This is a genomic window from Micromonospora olivasterospora (assembly GCF_007830265.1).
Lineage (GTDB): Bacteria > Actinomycetota > Actinomycetes > Mycobacteriales > Micromonosporaceae > Micromonospora > Micromonospora olivasterospora.
Genome location: NZ_VLKE01000001.1, coordinates 3,155,944 through 3,174,436, shown reverse-complemented (window position 1 = coordinate 3,174,436; position 18,493 = coordinate 3,155,944). Strand labels below are relative to the sequence as shown.

7 protein-coding genes are annotated in these 18,493 nt (G+C 68.0%); 6 read left to right on the top strand and 1 reads right to left on the bottom strand.

The window, feature by feature from the left end; genetic code table 11:
* Positions 1-203 precede the first annotated feature (203 nt).
* From JD77_RS14495 to JD77_RS14470, 6 genes are all read left to right on the top strand, one after another.
* Complete coding sequence (locus tag JD77_RS14495) at positions 204-1,043, top strand: AAA family ATPase (protein WP_145774864.1); 840 nt, start codon at positions 204-206, stop codon at positions 1,041-1,043.
* A gap of 295 nt (positions 1,044-1,338) precedes the next feature.
* Positions 1,339-2,745 (top strand): IS4 family transposase, encoded by a 1,407-nt coding sequence (locus JD77_RS14490; protein WP_145774863.1) that lies wholly within the window; start codon positions 1,339-1,341, stop codon positions 2,743-2,745.
* Between the two features lie 449 nt (positions 2,746-3,194).
* Complete coding sequence (locus tag JD77_RS14485; RefSeq protein ID WP_145774862.1) at positions 3,195-3,440, top strand: hypothetical protein; 246 nt, start codon at positions 3,195-3,197, stop codon at positions 3,438-3,440.
* 509 nt (positions 3,441-3,949) lie between these two features.
* On the top strand, positions 3,950-5,746 hold the full coding sequence (locus JD77_RS14480) for a hypothetical protein (RefSeq protein ID WP_145774861.1): 1,797 nt from the start codon (positions 3,950-3,952) through the stop codon (positions 5,744-5,746).
* A gap of 481 nt (positions 5,747-6,227) precedes the next feature.
* Positions 6,228-9,791 (top strand): hypothetical protein, encoded by a 3,564-nt coding sequence (locus tag JD77_RS14475; RefSeq protein ID WP_145774860.1) that lies wholly within the window; start codon positions 6,228-6,230, stop codon positions 9,789-9,791.
* A complete protein-coding gene (locus tag JD77_RS14470; RefSeq protein ID WP_145774859.1) occupies positions 9,779-18,130 on the top strand; it encodes a hypothetical protein in 8,352 nt (2,783 codons plus the stop codon). The genes JD77_RS14475 and JD77_RS14470 overlap by 13 nt, the downstream gene beginning before the upstream one ends.
* On the opposite strand, the gene JD77_RS14465 is transcribed toward JD77_RS14470, so the two are convergent.
* A complete protein-coding gene (locus JD77_RS14465; protein ID WP_246140665.1) occupies positions 18,046-18,402 on the bottom strand; it encodes a hypothetical protein in 357 nt (118 codons plus the stop codon). The two genes, JD77_RS14470 and JD77_RS14465, sit on opposite strands and share 85 nt — an antisense overlap.
* Positions 18,403-18,493: the final 91 nt, after the last annotated feature.

The following is an 18,493-nucleotide window of genomic DNA, read 5'->3' as shown; positions in this document are numbered from 1 at the left end:
GCGGGGCCGCCCGGGTCCTGCCTCGGCGCGAACCGTTTTCAGCCGAGTTGACCCGGCTCGGAGACGGCGGCTTGAGCCGAGCATGGCCCCCTGCCGGACCGCGTAGCCCGCCGAACCTGATCACCCACAGGCGCTACCGGGCCGCCCGCCGCAACATGGACGACTGGCAGGAGTAGTACGGCACCGCGCGTACCGCGAACAACTTGACAGCGGCCCACATCTGCACTGGCGCTCTCGACAAGTCCCGCATCGCGTCGCGCGACGGTCTGCTGCTCGACGGTCTCGTGAACCATGAGGCCCTCGTCGAACGTGAGTACGGTGGAGAGCTTGATGGTTCCGGTTACAGAGATCTTCCAGGTTGCGCCCTAGGTTTGCCGCTGACCGGGGAGGAGCTGTTCGCCGCGCATATCCGCGAAGGAGAAATGATGCCCGCCCTTGTCATCACCCGCGGCCTGCCCGGCTCCGGTAAGACCACCTACGCCGAAAAATGGGTTGCCGAGGATCCTCAGCGTCGCTTCCGCGTGAACCGCGACGACCTGCGGGCCATGGGCCATGGTCGCAGGATCGGTGTGCGGTGGCAGGAGGACGCGGTGACCACCGCGCAGAATGCGCAGGTGCTCGCGCTGCTGCGCGCAGGCCTCAGTGTGATCGTTGACGACACGAACCTGCCGGACGCTTCGGTGGAGCAGTGGCGGCGGCTCGCCAAGCAGGCCGGGGCGAACCTGGTGGCGGTCGACCTGCGGGATGTGCCGGTAAAAACCTGCATCGCTCGTGATGCGGCCCGTGGCGCCGGCGGTGGCCGGCTGGTGGGTGCGGAGGTCATCCGCCGGATAGCCGAGGAGGGTCGGTGCAGGGTGCTCGACGCCGCTGGGGTAGGTGGCGCCGTCGCCGATGCAGCCGTCCCGGATGTCCGGCCGAGTGACCCAGGCCACCGCCCGCGCACGGCACAAGCTCCAAGCACCCACGGCGCAGGCAGGCCGAACCTGATCGCCCACAGGCGTTACCGGGGGTTTTCGGGAGGCGGTTCCACACCGCATAGATGAACATGAGGCCCCGGCCAGCAGGCATGCTGGTCGGGGCCTCACTCGGAGCCGCCTGACGGAATCGAACCGTCGACCTACGTCCTCGAACCCTGTGGTCTTGGCGTCGTCATCGACTGTCGGCACTTGGCGCTGATCTGCGCAAACGGCCAGGCAAGGTGATCATCAATTGTCGTCACTGGCAACGCCGTTGCGTTTGGCGATCGGCGGATGAGTCAAGGGGGACTTTGAAGACGCGAACGGGACTTCTGATAGATCAACTTGTGTCGAGCAAGAAGATCATGCCTCAGGAGTCCCGTTGCAGGAGAAGTCTGTCATCACCCGGTCGATCGAGGTAGCCGGGGGTGTGCACGCGCCCGGACATCTGGGCGAGTTGACCCAGATCATCGACTTCGACCTGGTCGACGCGGTGCTGGAAGAAACCGGGACACGCGAGAAGCGGCTGCGGCTGCTGCCGTCTCGGGTCGTGGTGTACTTCGTCCTCGCACTCGCCCTGCTCGAACGCTGTTCCTACCGAGCGACGTGGGGGAAGCTGACCGCGGCCCTGGCCGGCTTGTGCCTGACGCGGCCGAGTATCTCCTCACTGTCACGCGCTCGCCGCCGGGTCGGAGTAGCGCCGCTACGGCGCCTGTTCGAGACCCTGGCCGGTGCCGTCGGTCTGCTCGGCCAGCCCGGCGTGTTCTACCGGGGCCTGCGTACCGTGGCCATCGACGGCACCCACCTGCACGTGCCCGACGAGGAACGGGTCACCTGGCGCTACCCCACACGCGTAGGAGACAAGCTGGAGTTCGGCTACCCGCTGCTACGGCTGCTCGTGGTGATCGAGTGTGGGACCCGCGCCCTGCTCGCCGCGGCCTTCGGCCCCGAAACAGAAGGCGAACTGGCGTACGCGCGGCGGCTTCTGGGCGTCCTGGACCGCACGATGCTGCTGCTGGCCGACGCCGGCTTCGACGCCGCGGAATTCCTGCGCGACGTCGAAGCCGGCGGCGCGCAGTTCCTGGTCCGCTCATCCGCCCGCCGCTGCCCGACCATCCAGCGTCGCCTACCCGACGGCTCCTACCTGGCCCGCATCGGCTACGGCAGCCTACCCGCTCTCATCCTGGTGCGGGTCATCGAAGCGCAGGTCACCGTCACACTGGCCGACGGCAGCCTGCGGCGCGAGCAGTGGCGGCTGATCACCAGCCTGACAGACCACACCCGCTACCCCGCCCACGAACTCGTGGACCTCTACCACGAACGCTGGCAGGCCGAAACCACGTATTTCTCGATCAAAGCGACCATGCTCGACGGCCGCGTCCTGCGCTCCCGCAGCATCCCCGGGATCGAGCAGGAGGTGTACGCCCTGCTCACCGCCTACCAGGCCCTCATCCGCGCGGCAGCAGACGCCACCTGCACCCAGCCCGGCCTGGACATGGACCGGATCAGCTTCACCGTCCTCATCGACGCCGCCGCCGACACGATCACCACCGCCAGCGGAATCCTTCCCGGCAGCTCAACCGACCTCCTCGGCACGATAGGCCACGCCGCGCTGGCCGACCTCCTACCCGCCTGGCGCCGCCCTCGAATCAAGGCCCGCTCCCGCAAGAACCCGACCAGCAAGTACAGCCCGAACGCCGGACAGCACCCCGCAACCACGCAGACCTACACCTTCCACGCCGACATCACAATCTTCGAAAAGGGGCTTGCCTCCCGCTCACGGCGCTAAACGCAACGGTGTTGTCGTCACTGGTCAACCGTTGGCAGGGGTTTTCGGGGGGTAAACGGGGGTAGCAACCAAGCGCGGCGCAACGATGTCGCCAGGGCTGGCGCAGGTTGGCGCTGGTCCACGCCTTCGTGCCGGATCCGCAGTCAGGGTGCGCGTCGTCGGCGGGGCGTTACCGGAGCAGACGCAGGCCCTGAAGGCCGTCAACGCCTACAACACAGTGGTATGCGACGAGTTCGACCTCGACGCGGTCAAGCAGTTTACCACGGCCTGGTTCAACGATCCCCGCTCAAAGGCGGCCGAGTCCGCTGAACAGGCTGATCATTCCCAGGTACAGCTTCCGCACGCTCATACCAGCAATCATCGGCCCGAGCCGAGAACTCCCGGCTCACAGCATGTGCGACGAGTTGTGGCACGGCACGGGCCTTGGTGCGGGTGCTGGGGGTGACGGGATGACGACCCCGACCGCCCTCGACGTGACCGCGGTGCTGGACCGGTACCGCGCCGGCCTGCGGACCGTGACGGACGTCGAGCTGGGGCGTCGGGCCGCGACGGTCGCGGCGCTGCCGGGCCGGCTCGCCGACGAGCGAGGCACTTTCGGTGCGGGCGGCGAGGGCGGTGCCGATCTGGCAGGCGACGATGGGGCGGACCGGACGCCGCCGGTGCCGGGGCCGTTGAACAATGTATTGCCGAAATGAACCCGCTGCTACGGCCCGGCCGTGAGATGGCAGAGGAGGTAAGGGTGAGCATGTCGGGCGACGAGGGACTGCGGGCCGAGATGCGGGCGGCGTCATGAGTGAAGAGGTGCCCTTCAACGAGGATGCCCTGGCGCAGCGGGTGGAGTTGCTGGGGGAACATCGTGTTCGGCATTTTTGGTCAACTGGCTGAGCGGTCGCGCAGATGGGTGGCCTTCATGGTCGGCGAGGTTGACGTGAGCGTTGGCCACGTCTTCTTTGCGTTCGTGGCAGCGTTGTAGCGGGTTGAGGGCGTTGTGTCGGGCGTTCGTGCGCTCGATGTGCCGCCGCCGGGTGGCCTGGACCGGGGCTTTTGACGCCCTTGTGGGCGATCTCGCCGGTCGGCCTGTGGGCGGTGAGCAGGGCCTCCGTCACCGTCGGGGGTCGCCACGGAGGGGGCCGGCGCTGATGTGGTTCCGGATATGAGCGGCGGTCATCGCGGCTGATCCGGGGCGGGGAAGGAGCGTTGCGCGTTGGCCGCCGCCGGTCCGACCCTTGAGCTCAACGAGAGCGCGTTGCAGGCTTTGGAACGGTTCACCGGGATGAGGGTGTCCCGGGCGGAGTTGCCGTTGTTGCGGGATGACATCGGCACGCTGGGAACGCTGGCGGGTCGGGTGCGTACGGTGCTGGGTCCGTTGCTGGAGCAGGCGATCAGGGCGGTCCGGCAGGCGGGGGAGGGTGAGGCCTTCGACCGGTTCGTGGCGCAGACTGCTCCGTTTGTGGGGAAGATGGCCGAGACGGCTGACCTGATGCTCGCCGTGGTTGATGCGGAGAAGAAGTTCTTCGTGGAGACGGAGGTCGGCAAGCGTACGGCGTTGGCCATGTTCAACTTCATGATTGCCGAGTTCGCTGTCGCCGCGGCGATGTGGTTCTGGAATCCGGTGGGGGCGGCGGCGCACGTCGCGCAGACGCGGACGATCATTCAGGCGATTCTGCGTTCGGCGTTGGTGCGGTCGGCGGCGAGTGGCACGGCGATGCAGATGTTGTTCATGCCGGGTTCTGCGTTGCTGGCCGAGGTGTCGATGATGACCGATGGTCTGCAGCCGGGGGTGAACTGGTCGGCGGTCGGTAAGCAGGCGGCGTTCGCGGGGGCGGTGGCGTTCCTGACCACGGTGGGCGGGCCGGCGTTGGGCAGGGTCGCTGGTGTTGTCGCGGGCGCGGTCGGCAAGCTGGGCGTGTCGGATGCCACCAAGCATCTGTTGACCGATGTGCTGTCGCGGCCGGTGACGGAGACCCTCGGGGAGGGGCTGTTCGGTATCGGTGCCAGTTTGATGGTCGAGGGGTACTGGGACCCCGGTAATCTTGGTGCGGATCTTCTGTCCGGGGCGATTTCGGGGGCGGGCGGGGCGGCCGCGAGCGGGCTCGGGCTGGTCGTGAGTCGCGCCGTGATGCAGCCCCGGGTGCAGGTGCCTCACCTCGCGTTCACGCCGGACGGTAGGCCGGTGATGCCGGTGGGGCCGACACCGGTGGGTGGGGACACGTCCACCGGGTATCAGGCTGGGGTCGACGACCCGAAGCCTGCGGTAACCGGCGCGCAGGCCCCGCCGCCCCCGCCCGTGCCGCTGCTGCCGGCTTCGAACCTGCCCGCGCCGGCGCTGGACCTGCCCGCGCCGAAGCTGGATCTGTCGGTGCCGTCGTGGTCGGTGTCGAACCTGTCGATGCCGGCTGCGCCGGTGCCGGCGTGGGTCGCGGCAGCGGGTGGGCCGGTGGTGGAGCGGTGGCATGGGTTCCAGCAGGAACTGGCGGACCACTACGGTGGGTTGTTGGCCGGGACGGGGCAGGCGCGGCAGTTCCTGGCCGGGCTTCCGGTGCCGGTCGAGCGGGTGTTCACCGAGTGGGCCGACGCCCGGCAGGGTGATCCGGCCGTGCCCGTTTTCCTGTCTCAGGTCGGTCTGCCCGCCACCGCCCTGACCGGCCAGTTCCTGTTCGGTGTCCGGGACCGGGCGGTCGCCCAGGTCACCGAAACCCTCGCGGGGCAGGTCCCGGCGGGCGGGCAGATCCCGGCGGCGGTACGCCCCGAGCAGGTCGTCGCCGCGCTGCCGGCGGAGTTCGACCGGCAGGCGTTGCGCTCGATCGCGCACCTGGCCGTCCAACACCACATCGACCAGTACTTCACCACGGGCGCACCGGCGACCGTCCCCCTGCCAGGCGGCGTCGTCCTGCCAGGGGCGTCGTCCCGCCAGGGGGCGCTGGCGTGCCGGGGGTTCCGGGGCGGCGGCGCCACCGTCGGACGCCGTGCGGGCCGCGGTCGAGCGGGACGTGCGGGCTAGCGTGCGGGCCCACGTGGACCGGAGCCTCGACGCGATCCTCGGCGCCACTCCACTACCCGCCGCACCACTGACCGCACCACTGACCGTGCCGCCCGTCGTGCCGTCGGCTGTGCTGGTCAGGCCCGACGCCGCGCAGGTCAACGCCGTGGCGGACGTGGTCCGGCAGGCGGTCACCGACCTGCCCGCCCGTGTCACGGCCGCGGCCATCCCCGACACCACCGCACCGCACACCACCCCTTCCGGCATGGACACCCCGGCACACCGGCGTACCGACCTGCCGCCGGTTCCGGTGACTCCCGAGCAGCACACCGCAGCAGCGACCAGCCAGGCAGAAACCCAGTTCACCGCCCTGGCCCGCAAGTACGGCGTCGAACCGGCCAGCCACGACACCCTCGCCGGTTCCTTCCGACGGGACTGGGTCAACGGATACCACCAGGTACTCGCCCAGGCCACCGGCAACGCCACGCCCGCCACCCCCAGCGTGCCGGGCACGTCCGGGGTGCCGGCCACGCCCAGCGCGCCGGGCACGCCGGATGCGGCCGGCGCCCGTACTACGGTGCCGGGTGGTGTTGCCCCCCGCACCGACGGCACGCCGAACCACGACCACACCAGCGACACATTTACGGTCAGTGACCTGTCCGTCTCCGGTGGCGACTTGTTCAGCCGCGATGGCAGGTCCGACGACACCTTTACGGTCAGTGACCTCTCCTCACTGGACGAGCCGATCAGTCGCGACCCGACCAAGCCCGACAGCGGGGACAGGGATCCGTTCAGTGACGTGTCCTCGTTGGGCGACTCGGTCGATAGTGACCCGGCCGGACGCGGCGAGCCGGCCAGCACGGCACCGGAGCCGGCGGTCGCGGCGACCGGGCCGGCCGCGGCGGCCGAGTCCGCGCGGCGGGTCGCCGACTGGATCGATCAGACACCGGTGGCCCCCGACAGCCGCGACCCGTGGTGGTGGTGCGTCCAGGCCACCCTCGACGCCTACACCACCGCCTACGGACGGCCCGGCAACCGGGCAGTATCCGACGACCGGATCCTCGGACCCGACGGCCGACTCGCCCCCACCACGAGCTGGCCGCAACTCCTGGACATCCTCGACGCGACACCCGAACGCGTCACCCACCCCGACGGCCGGCCCGACGGAGTCACACCACAGGACGTACTCGCCGCGCTCAGGGCGGCACCGGGCTCGATGGTCGTGGTCAAAGCCGCGCCACCCAACGAACCACAACACGTGTTCGCCCTCCACAGCCAACCACAACCATCCGGACCACCGACCATCAAGGTGCGCGACGGCCTGGTGCCCGGCGCCGAGGACCGACCCGAACCACCCGACCCGACCACCGACCCGTGGCTGCGGCACCTGTTCGCATCGAGCACCCGACTCGCCGCGTTCGACAACACCGGACGACCCACCACCATCACCAGCCTCCTTCCCGAGCGCACCACCGCACACCCGCAGCCCACCACCACGACCAGCATCGACCCCAACGCCATCCTGCTCGCCTCCACCACCCCACCCCGCGGCCCGTCCCAAGCCATGCAGGCAGACACCACCTCCCCCGAACCGGCCGGCTCCCCCTGGCAGCCATCCGACCCGGCGGAGATGGACGATGTGCCTGGCATCGGCCCGCCGTCTTTTGATCCGGAATTCCAGGATCTGAACGCGCTGGATCTGAACACACCCCCGATCCCCGTGGACTGGGAGCCGTGGGGTGTCGAGCCGGTCGGGTCGGACCTGCTGGCAGGAGGGGATTCACTGGCGTCCGACATGGACGGGGGGACGCCGGGGGCTGCCGACCCGGTCGACCCTGCGGATCCGCTGGCGGGGGTGGACTCGCCGGCGTCGGAGTCTGGCTTCGATTGGCTGACGGGTGTCGACCTGAACAACCCCTGGGATCCGCTGGAAGGGGTGGCTGGCGTCGATTGGCGGACGGAATCCGGCCCGATCGACCTTTGGGATCCGCTGGCGGGGGTGGATTCGGCGGCAGCGATGTCTGACGTCGATCGGCTCGCGGAAGCCGAACAGGTCGAGTCGGACCTGCTGGCAGGGGTTAATTCACCAACGTCCGACATGGACGGTACGACGCCGGGGGGTGCCGACCCGGTCGACCCTGCGGATCCGCTGGCGGGGGTGGATTCGCCGGTATCGGAGTCTGGCGTCGATTGGCTGGCGGATGTTGACCCGGACGAGAGCTTGCGGTTGCTGGCAGAGCTAGATTCGGCGATTCATTCCGGGACCCTGCCGGAGAACCCCGGACCAATCGGGCCGGACCCGGGGTCGAGTGGGGTGCCGGCGGTCGGTGGGTCCGGCGGTGTCCCGCACGACTGGAAGCAGACCGTGGCTTCGGCGATCGCGCAGTTGTCGGCCGTGGGAACCCGTGGTGAGGCGGCTGGAGCCCACAATGTTGCGGCGGAGTTCGTGGAGTGGACGCGCGAGGTACTCGGGGTCGATCTCGCGAATTACTCTCCGAAGCCGAACGACTTCTACAAAGCGGTGGTGCGTCGCTTCGGGGAGCAGTTGAAGGACGCGGGGGTCGAGCGCAGGACTGCTGGACTTCGTGCGTGGGTGGCTCGGCAGTTGGCCGCTGACCTTCGTCGCGGTGGCGAGTCGGAGTTCAGGGAGTTTCTTCCGTATCCGGAGGTCATGTCCGAGCAGCGACGGGAGGACCTGCACCGGCAATGGTTCAATAAGATCGCGAACAGCAGTAACGGCGATTACGACGTTGCGCATGTTGTTCCCCGCATCATCGCTTCGAGGTTGTCCCTGTCGATGCGGATCCACCGTCCGTTCGGTGCTCCGTACGACATCGGCCCGAAGCCCAGTGATGGTTTCACCCCGTATCCGGTCGTCTTCTACAGGGGCGTTTACCACCTGGGACAGCTACCTGACCCAACCGATACCGGACGCGCTGACCGAATCGCTGAGGGCTTCCTTTGGGCAGCGGTATCCGATTACGAGAAGCAGCGACTCGATCGACTGTTCCACGACGCACGCGTTCTGCTGCGGGCGAGGATCGCGGGGGCGGAGAACAATCCCAATCCGACCAACTCCACGCACTGGCCCATCCTGCGGGAAACCTTCCACCGCCAACTCGCGGTCATCCGTGAACGCCCCGACTCTCCCTACCATAACAAGGCCAGGGAACTCGTTGAACACCTCCGCTACGTTCGCGTACTCCTCGGGGTCGGCAAATGGGAGTCCGGGAACCGGCGCAACCTGGAGAACCAGTTCACCCTCCACGTGCCGGTCGTCGTCCTCGGGGGGGGCGGGAGGGACGCGGGGAAATGGGGCTTGCAGGTGCGGGCCAACCAACAACAGTTCGAAGCTGATGTCGGTCGGATGGCTGTGCCGGGCGATATGGTCGCCGTCCATTTCGGAGAGGTCAACGGGGTGGGCACCGGTATTGCTGAAATCCCGTACACCGCGGCCGACGGCACCGAAATCTACGCTCGCCAAGAGGTGAATCTCTCCCCGGGGACGTCGGTCACCCTGTCGGTAGGGAAGTGGCCGGAGCAGGGGCAGGTCGGGGAGGATGTCGCCGGCACCATTCCTGTCGTGGTCCGTGCGCCGTTGGTCGGCGGGGACGGACACGTCTACCGGCTCTTTGACACGGGTGTGGACAAGGAGCGCTTCGACAACCTGAAACGCCATATCACCGAGGCGCTGGCGAGGTCGCCTGCGACGATGCCGGAGGCGCGGCGTTCCTTGCCGCGGCCGCGTGCGGGTCAGCCGTCGAACTCATCCCGCTCCTCCCTGTCCCCCGCCGGCGGGCACCCCCAAGGGCTCCGGCGGCAAGAACCGGGGCGCACTTTGTGGACCGGCCGACCCTTGTCGGCCAGGGGGTCCAAGGATGCAGCGAAGAACTGGCCGCAGGTAGCGGCCTCGGCGATCGAACAGTTGTCGGCCGCGGGCAACCCCGACGAGCAGAATTTCGTGCGGTGGACGCGCGAGGTGTTCGGAATCGATCTCACAAAGGGTGGGGGGGCAACTTCTACGACTCAATTTCCCGCACCTTCGGGCACCGGTTGGCGGATTTGAAGATCGCCCCCGCCGAACTGCGCGAGTGGATGGCCAGCAGCCTGGCCGCCGACCTCCGCCTGGGTGACGCGTCGGAGTTCAGGAAGTTGCTTCCGTATCCGCAGGTCATGTCCGCGCAGCGACGAAAGGAGCTGCACCAGAACTGGATCGCCAAGATCGCGAACAGCCGCAGCAACGGTCACGAAGTCGCGCATGTGGTTGTCCACATCCTGGCCCGGATGATATCCCGACCGATTCGCATCTACCAACCGTTCGGCGACCCGGTAGACGTCAACCCGCAGTCCGATGCCACCAAGCTTCCAGTCGTCTTTTACAAGGGCGCCTACTACCTCGGCCAGCCTCCTGATCCAAACGATGCGGACCTCGCCGCCAGCATCGCCAGGGGTCCCGAGCGGACGTCAATACCGAACGACGAGGAGCAGCGACTGGATCGACTGTTGGGCCAGGCACACGATCTGCTGCTGGATCAAGTTGAGAAGGCGGAACGGAACCCTCATCCGGCCACCAGACACTGGCCCGCCCTGCGGGAAACAGTCGAGCGTAGGCTCGCGGTCATCCTTCGACGCCCCGAATCGCCCCTACAACAGGTCGACATCCTGACGCAAATCCGCACGTACCTCAATTACATCCTCAGGCCCAGCCTTTGGAAAGACGAGGACCCAAGGCCCCAGGGAGGTAGGTTCACCCAGTACTTCAACGTCATCTCCGATGCCGCGCAAACAACACTTTCGGTCGATTTAAGTCGCAAGCGCCTGCGTCTCCACAACCTGCAAACGATCTCCGTCGTGCGCGACCGGATCGCTGTCGATTTCGGGATGGACGGCCAAGAGGGCTTCGCTGTTGCCAGAGTCCCGTACACCGCGACCGACGGAACCGAGAAATTCATCTACCGGGAATTCTCTACCAGACTCACTGCGGCGGATCTGGAAGTTGTGAGGCGTAGGGCGGCGGAGGCCCTATGGCGGAAAGTGCAATCGACGATCAGGCAGCTGTCGGCCCGGGAAACCGGCAGGGAGTTGGCGGCATTCGAGCAGTGGGCTGATGCGGTTTTTCACCTCGATCGCGCGGAGGGCGACGCGGGGCCGCTCGACGTCTTCTACGGGACGGTGTTGAAGATCCATGGGGAGCGGTTGGCGCAGGCGGGCGTCACCACCGTGGCTGAACTGGGCGTGCTGGTGGCCCGCCACCTGGCCGCCGACCTCGGCCGGGGTGACGCGTCGGAGTTCAGGAAGTTGCTTCCGTATCCGGAGAACATGTCCGAGCAGCGACGGGAGGCCCTGCACCAGCACCTGCTCAACAAACTCGTACACCGCCAGCCCGGCTACCCCGACGTCGTGCACGTGGTTCCCCACATCGTGGCCTGGGGGTTGGGTCTGCCGATGGCGATCCACCACCCGTTCGGTGCCCCGTACATCATCGGTCCGCCGTCCGGTGACGGTGAGATTCCGCAACCAGTCGTCTGGTTGGACGGCGCCTACCACCTCGGCCAGCCCCGTGACCCACACGATGCCCGCATCGCCGAGGGTTTCCCGTCACCGGCAGCCTATACCGAACTGCGCCGACTGGATGTCGTGTTCGACGAGGCGCTCGACCTGCTGAAAGCTGAAGTCGACACGGCGGAACAGAACACGGCGATCCGCCACTGGCCGCTCCTGCAGGACACATTCCACCGGAACCTCGCGGCCATCCGCCAACGCCCCAGCTCCCCCCGCAGGCACATCGACGTACTCGAAGAACACCGCCGATACGCCGACGCCCTGCGCGAGGAGAGCACGTGGGAAGACGAGAACCGTTGGAACCTGCAGGACCCATTCACCGTCCCCGGCCGCGCCGAGGACACCCCGGGTTGGCCATCTCTTCTACGTCTTCGCGCCCGGCGTGACGGCGACGACATGCTCCTCGGAGTTGTCGATCGAGTCGCCGTCCCGGGCGACAGGGTCGCTGTCGATTTCGGAGAGGTTGACGGCGAAGGTGTCGGTATCGTCAGAATCCCGTACACCGCGCCGGACGGCACCGAGAGGTTCGTCTACAAGGAGATCGCCCGCAGGTTGACCGACAGCGAGCTGGCCGAACTGTGGAGCACGGCAGCCGGCCCGGTGTGGGAGACCGTCGACCGGTGGACGTTCGGCACTCTCTACCACATCACGGCGCCGGTGAGCGAAAGCGGAATATTTGACATCACCTTCGGCGGCCAGCGAGTCACGATCCCACCGGTCGAGGTGGCCGACGGACTTCCGCCGGTCATCGCCGCCGAACTGAAGGAGGCGCGTTTCCGGCTCGGGTACGGCATGGATAGTCGCCCCCTGGCGGTCCTGGAAGTACCGGCCGGAAGGAACGGCACCGGAGCTCCCCTGTACCTGGAGTTGTCCTCGCCGGCCCCCACCGCCTACGACATCGAGCGGCTGCGTTCGATGGCGCTGTGGGAATCAGCCGAGCCAGGGGCGCTTCTCGACGAAGTATCCATCGATCTCGTCATGCAAGAGGACATGCGCACGCCATACCCGTTGCCGCTCACGCTCGGCGATGACAACTCGGGCCGGACGCTGGACGGGCAGGAGGTGGATCTCTCCCCTGGGACGGAAGTCGCCCTGCGGGTCGGCCGATTTCTCCGGCTGGAGGAGTCGAACATCGTCACGAGCATCTTCGCCGCCGTCAAGGCGCCGTTGGCCGACCGATCCGGAAACGCCTACCGGCTCATCTACACGAACCTGCCGAACGAGTGGTTCGACGGGTTCAAGACGCAGTGGGAGACGACCGGCAGTGGCAAACGTCCAGCCGGGCCGGAATGGCCGGCGGGGCCACTCGCGAAGCGTCCGCGTACCGGGGACGGGTTGCCTGGGGGGCCGGCGGCGTTCCGGTGGGGTCCTGGGGAGGGATCGTTCTCGGCTGCTGTGGGCGTGGAGGCCGTGTCGTCGTCGGGGTGGGCGGCTGGGGTGGCGCCGTCAGTGGAGCAGGTTGACGGTGGTTGGCGTGTGTCGTATCGCAGCGTAAAGGGTTTGCCCTCGTGGGGTGAGATGACGCGGGTGCACTCCGATCGGTTCACGTGGCAGGGCACGGAGCCGCTGCGGTTTGTGCCGACGCCGGGGGAGCAGCATCCGTTCCGGGTGGAGACGGCGGGGAAAATCGCAGGGGTACGGGTCCACGCCGACCATTGGGTGCACGGTGAGTCGGGGACGGTGGTGTTCCGTCTCCGGTTGAATCCTGACCCGAACGTGGATCGGAAGTCGATTCTGGGCACGTTGGGTGCGGTTGAGCAGTGGGTGGTGCAGACCAACGAGCGGGTGCGGCCGGAGGGTGGGCCACAGGCGGTGGCGGTGGTGTTCGACCCGGCCGCGGAGACGGAGGTTCGGCTCAGCCCCTACGGCAGTGACCTGCGGGACAGTGATGATGTCTGGGTCAGCGAGGGCGGCTCGGCGGGAAAGATCACCCAGTTGCACTGGCTTGCGGGTCTTCCGTCCCGCGCCTACGGGCACGAGTTGAAGCACTTCGCCGGGGTCCCGCACGACGGTTCGCCCGGCGACCTGCTCAGGACGTCCAGGACCGTCGGTGACGACCATCTCCACGAGCCGGGGTTCACCAAGTGGGAACTCGACCAGATCCGCGCGACGGCCGCTTCGTACGTCGCTCCCACGGTCGCGCCCCGGCCGGCTCGGTTGCCCGAGTCGGTCTCGGGGTCGTCGGACCCGGTCTCTGATTCGTTGCCGGGCCGGCCGGCGGCGATGGAGTGGCACCCCCCGGCGGACGCCGGCTCTGACGCAGGCGGGCAGCTGTCGGACGGCGATGGTTACGCCGTGCCACCAGGATTCCCCGGTTACGAGTCGGGGGTTTCTGACGCGCCGTTGAATCCCGGCGGTGGTGAGCCACCGACCGGCGCCGGGCGGGTTGTTGTGATGGAGGTGGACGCCGAACCGCGGACGCCGGTGCCACCGCCGGCGACGACGGCCCTGGCCCCGCCCGAGATCGTAAAATCCCCGGCGTGGGATGGCTTCTTCCAGCAGGTGCTGGACAGGGCGGGGGGCCAGGTGGCGGAGACGCTCGGTCTGCCGACGGTGGAGGTTGATGATGTCCGCCACTATCTGGCCATCGAGCTTGACCGGATCGTTCAGCGTACGGATATCCGGCAGCGTCTGCAGTTGTCCAGTCCTTCCTTGGAGGTGCTGCGGCAGGCGTTGGATTCCAGGGGGAGGTCTGTGCCCGGCCTGACGCAGGTTTTGCCGCATCTGGTCTTGGAGGCGTTCGGGATCAATTTCGCGGTGTCCGGCAGCGAGACCGTCAGGCACGATCAGGGTGCTGGTCCTGCTGGTGCCGGCGCCGGTCAGGGGCGCCTGCGCCGGTCTGCTGGCCGGGGACCGGCGGCAGCGCACGGCGGGCCCGACTCCGGTGAGGTCGGCTCCGAGTCGATGGTCCAGGATGCAGGCGATCGGGCGGGACTTCCAGCTGATGTGGCGGGCGGGTGGACGGCGGGGGACCCGCCGCAGCTGACCGGCGGGTACACCAAAAAGGTTCCGCTCAACGGGGATGGGCGGCTGACGATCAAGGTGGGCGGCAAGAAGCCGGTTGCTGGTGTGGCCGCTGCGGGCCAGATGGCGACGGTCTGGTTCGGTCGCACGGACGGGTCGCATGAGGGTGAGCCGGCCGCGTGGATCAAGGTCGAGAGCCTGAACGACCGGAAGGGAGGCCCGTTCTGGCAGTGGCTGAACCCGGCCCCCACCGAGGACGACCTGAACAGGCTGAAGAACTACAAGAGCCCGACCAAGCGTGCGGCCGGGTGGACGGCGGGGGACCCGCCGCAGCTGACCGGCGGGGATACCATAAAGGTTCCGCTCGACAGGCGAGGGCAGCTGACGATCAAGGTGGGCGGCAAGCAGCCGTTTCCTGGTGTGGCCGCTGCGAGCCAGATGGCGACGGTCTGGTTCGGTCGCACGGACGGGTCGCCTGAGGGTGAGCCGGCCGCGTGGATCAAGGTCGAGAGCGTGGAGGGCCGGAAGGGAGGCCCGTTCTGGCAGTGGCTGAACCCGGCCCCCACCGAGGACGACCTGAACAGGCTGAAGAACTACAAGAGCCCGACCAAGCTTGCGGGCGGGTGGACGGCGGGGGACCCGCCGCAGATGACCGGCGGGTACACCAAAGAGCTTCGGCTCAACGGGCGAGGGCGGCTGACGATCAGGCTGCGCGGCAAGAAGCCGGATGTCGGTGTGGCCGCTGCGGACCAGATGGCGACGGTCTGGTTCGGTCGCACGGACGGGTCGCATGAGGGTGAGCCGGCCGCGTGGATCAAGGTCGAGAGCCTGAACGACCGGGACGGCAGCCCGTTCTGGCGGTGGCTGGACCCGGCCCCCACCGAGAACGACCTGAACAGGCTGAGAGACTACAAGAGCGCGACCGAGCGTGCGGGCGAGTGGACGGCGGGGGACCCGCCGCAGCCGACCGGCGGGTACACCAAAAAGGCTCCGCTCAACGGGCAAGGGCGGCTGACGATCACGCTGGGCGGCAAGCTGCCGGGTGTCGGTGTGGTCGCTGCGGACCGGGAGGCGACGGTCTGGTTCGGTCGCCGCCGCACGGACGGGTCGCCTGAGGGTGAGCCGGCTGCGTGGATCAAGGTCGAGAGCCTGGACGACCGGGAGGGTGGCCCGTTCTGGCGGTGGCTGGACCCGGCCCCCACCGAGCACGACCTGAAGAGGCTGCGGACCTACGAGCCCCGGACCGGGCATGCGGGCGGGGGGACGGCGGGGGGCCCGCCGCTGCTGACCGGTGGGTCCAGCGACAAGGCCGCGGCGGTGGCACCCGCATCAACCGGATCCGTGGGCGTGGCATACCGGGCGGCGCGGGACGACGCGGTAGATGTCCCCGGACCCAACACGGACGACGCGATCCCACCGGTCGCCGGGTCGTGGGCCCGTCCGGCGGTCGGGATTCCGTCGCAGGGCCAACAGCGGCCAGGGGTGGCGAGCGCGCAGGTCGACCGGGGGCAACCGGCAGTGCGGACTCCGATGGCCGCCCCCGCGCCGCAGCCGCCGCCGCAGCCGCTGGAGGGTTGGCCGCAGGCGGCGGCCGGGCAGGCTGGCGCTACGCAGAGACCAGCCAACGCGTTCTGGGATGTGGCGGTGGACAGGTCGTCGTTGGTGTCTGTCCAGCGGCCGGCCGTCGCGTCGGTGGCCGGCCCGGATCCGATGTTGCCGGTGCCGGCTGACGGGTACTGCATGCTGTACGCCTTCATCGCCACCGATCCGATCTGGGTCCGTGACGTGCTGCACCCGCACCTGCCCGTGGACTTGTACCAGTTCCTGTCCGATCCCGGCCGGGTGCGTACCAGCGTGGTGAGGCTGGTCGGGTCGGAGGTGGTGCCCCGTGAGTCCCCGCTCGCGCGGGTGAGCGCGCTGTTGCAGGCCCACGTCCGGGGGTACCTGGACAGTAACGCCGGGCGGTTGCCCGCGGATGTGACCAGGCAGCGGATCAACTTCCGGGAAGAGCGTGTGCGGCAGGTGGCGGCCCTGAACGACCACCAGCAGGTGCTGGATTGGTTGCGTTATCTTGACAGCCCTTACGTCACCGAAGCGAGCATGCTGCCTGCGGCCGTGATCGCGCACCGGTACCAGGCGGTGCGTGCCGAGGCGATGCTGTCCGGCGGGCCGCTGGGCCTCGGCGCGCCGACGGACGCGCCGCAGCGGCAACTGGACTTCCTCACGCAGCACGGCCAGGGCTTCCCGGTGGACGTCCTGGAACCGGGCACGGCCCGTGACTTCTTGGTCGTCGTGTTGAGCCAGTCCGACCGTCAGCTCGAACCCGACGAGCTCGCGGTGGTCCGAGCGGCGGTGGACAACTGGAAACAGCAGTGGGGCGGCCCGGTCGGGGAGTTTCTCGGCCCTCTGCTGGCCCACGCGACCGGCCGCCGGGTCACCATCTGGCGGGAATCCGGGCGGGGGACGCCACCGAAGATGAGCGACGAGTACGGTCCGGCCGCCGGCCGGCCGGTCGACCTGTACCACGTCGCGGCCGACCCGCACAACCCGACCATCCTCAACCACTACAACGCCGCCGCGGTCAATGACGGTCGACAGGGCGCCGGGGCTTCCCCTGCGATATCCGCGCCGGTCGACACCCCGGCGTGGCAGGCGCAGGTCGGTCAGGGACAGCCGGCAGCGCAGACCCCGTCGCCTCCCCAACTGACGGCCACCATCAGGTCGCGGCCCAACCCCGACCAACCGGACCCGGAACCACGCACCACACCACTGGAGCGGCATCGCCTCGATCAGGGACGGACCGAGGTCATCTGGGCCGACCCCGACGAGGTATCAGCCGAACAAGACGTCGTGCTGATGCGAGAGATCACACACAACATCGAACCAGACCCGGCAATGGACGATGCCTTTCCCCTGCGCGACCCTGACGACCCGAGCGGACGGGTCTATGCGCCCTTCGCCGACGAGAACGGCCAGCTACACCCCGTCGTCCGTGCCAACGCCGACCTCATCACCGCCAGCATGACCGGGGGCAGACAGATCCTGAAGAAAATCGCCAACGACCCGGAAGACCCCCGGCTACCCCCCCTACCAGGCAAGGTGATGGAGCGTCTGTGGCCCCTGCTCGAGCAGAGGGTCGCAGCGGAGACGCGCCGACTGGTCCTCGGCGAATCATTGGAAAACCCACGAGTCAAAGTCATCCGCATGACCGCAGACCACCTGATGGATCACGAACGCGGACGCGACAGACTCGAAGGCAAGTGGGGATTGGGCCTGGACGACGCCTTCGTGCAGCAGTCCCTCGTGGAACTGCTCGCCGGGGGACACGCCGAGCAGTCCCTCGTGGAACTGCTCGCCGGGTTCGTCGTGGAACCGCTCGGCGTGCACCCCGGCGGCGTGCTCGAAGATACGCGACAAGAAGCAGTCTGGGCGCAAAACCACCGGCTGTACCCAGCCTATTCGGTGACCCTCGATATCTCCCGCCCTTTCGCGAACCCTGATCGTCGGTCTCGCCGTCGGCGACTTGTGCTTCCACGACAACGCAAGGGCACCATCGTCATGAGCGCCGAAGGCTTCGCAAACTCCATTGTTTTCGCCAACACCGCACTCAAACCCGGCACCACGGAAATCGACAGATATCGCACCAACGCGGTGTTCCTGCAATTCATCCTCAGGATCCCCGACAACAAAAACGGAATCCGCCGACAAGAGATCAAGGTATTGTTCGGTCTGAGCAACCTGTTCGACCTGAAAATCAACCCCCATCGCATCGTCATCGCCGACTACGGCCCTCACTACGGCAAGGGACAGAATTTCGCACCCAGCAAACCCAGCAAACCCATCAAACAAGAACCCGACACCATGCCCCCATCGACCTGACCGTCGGCGGCCGGGTAGCGGTGGGCGTCGAGAAGGGTGGTGATCAGTCGGTAGTCGCCGGTGTAGCTGCCGTTTGTGGTGGTGATGCTGATCCGGGCCATCACGCGGATGCGCTGGCTGCCGATGACTGACAGCCAGGAGCCGTCGTGGCAGCGGTGGATCGGTGGGAGTGTCCGGCCGTTCTTGCAGCGGATCAGTAGGTGGGCCCCGGTCGCCGCGAACGCGGTGATCAGGTCGGCGGCGGCGTAATTGCGGTCGGCCAGCAGCAGCATCCCGGCGCGCAGGCTACTGGCCAGTTGGCGGGCTTGGGTGAGGGCCGGATGGCGACCGACGGTGGCGACGGATGCTCAAACGGCTCGTCGG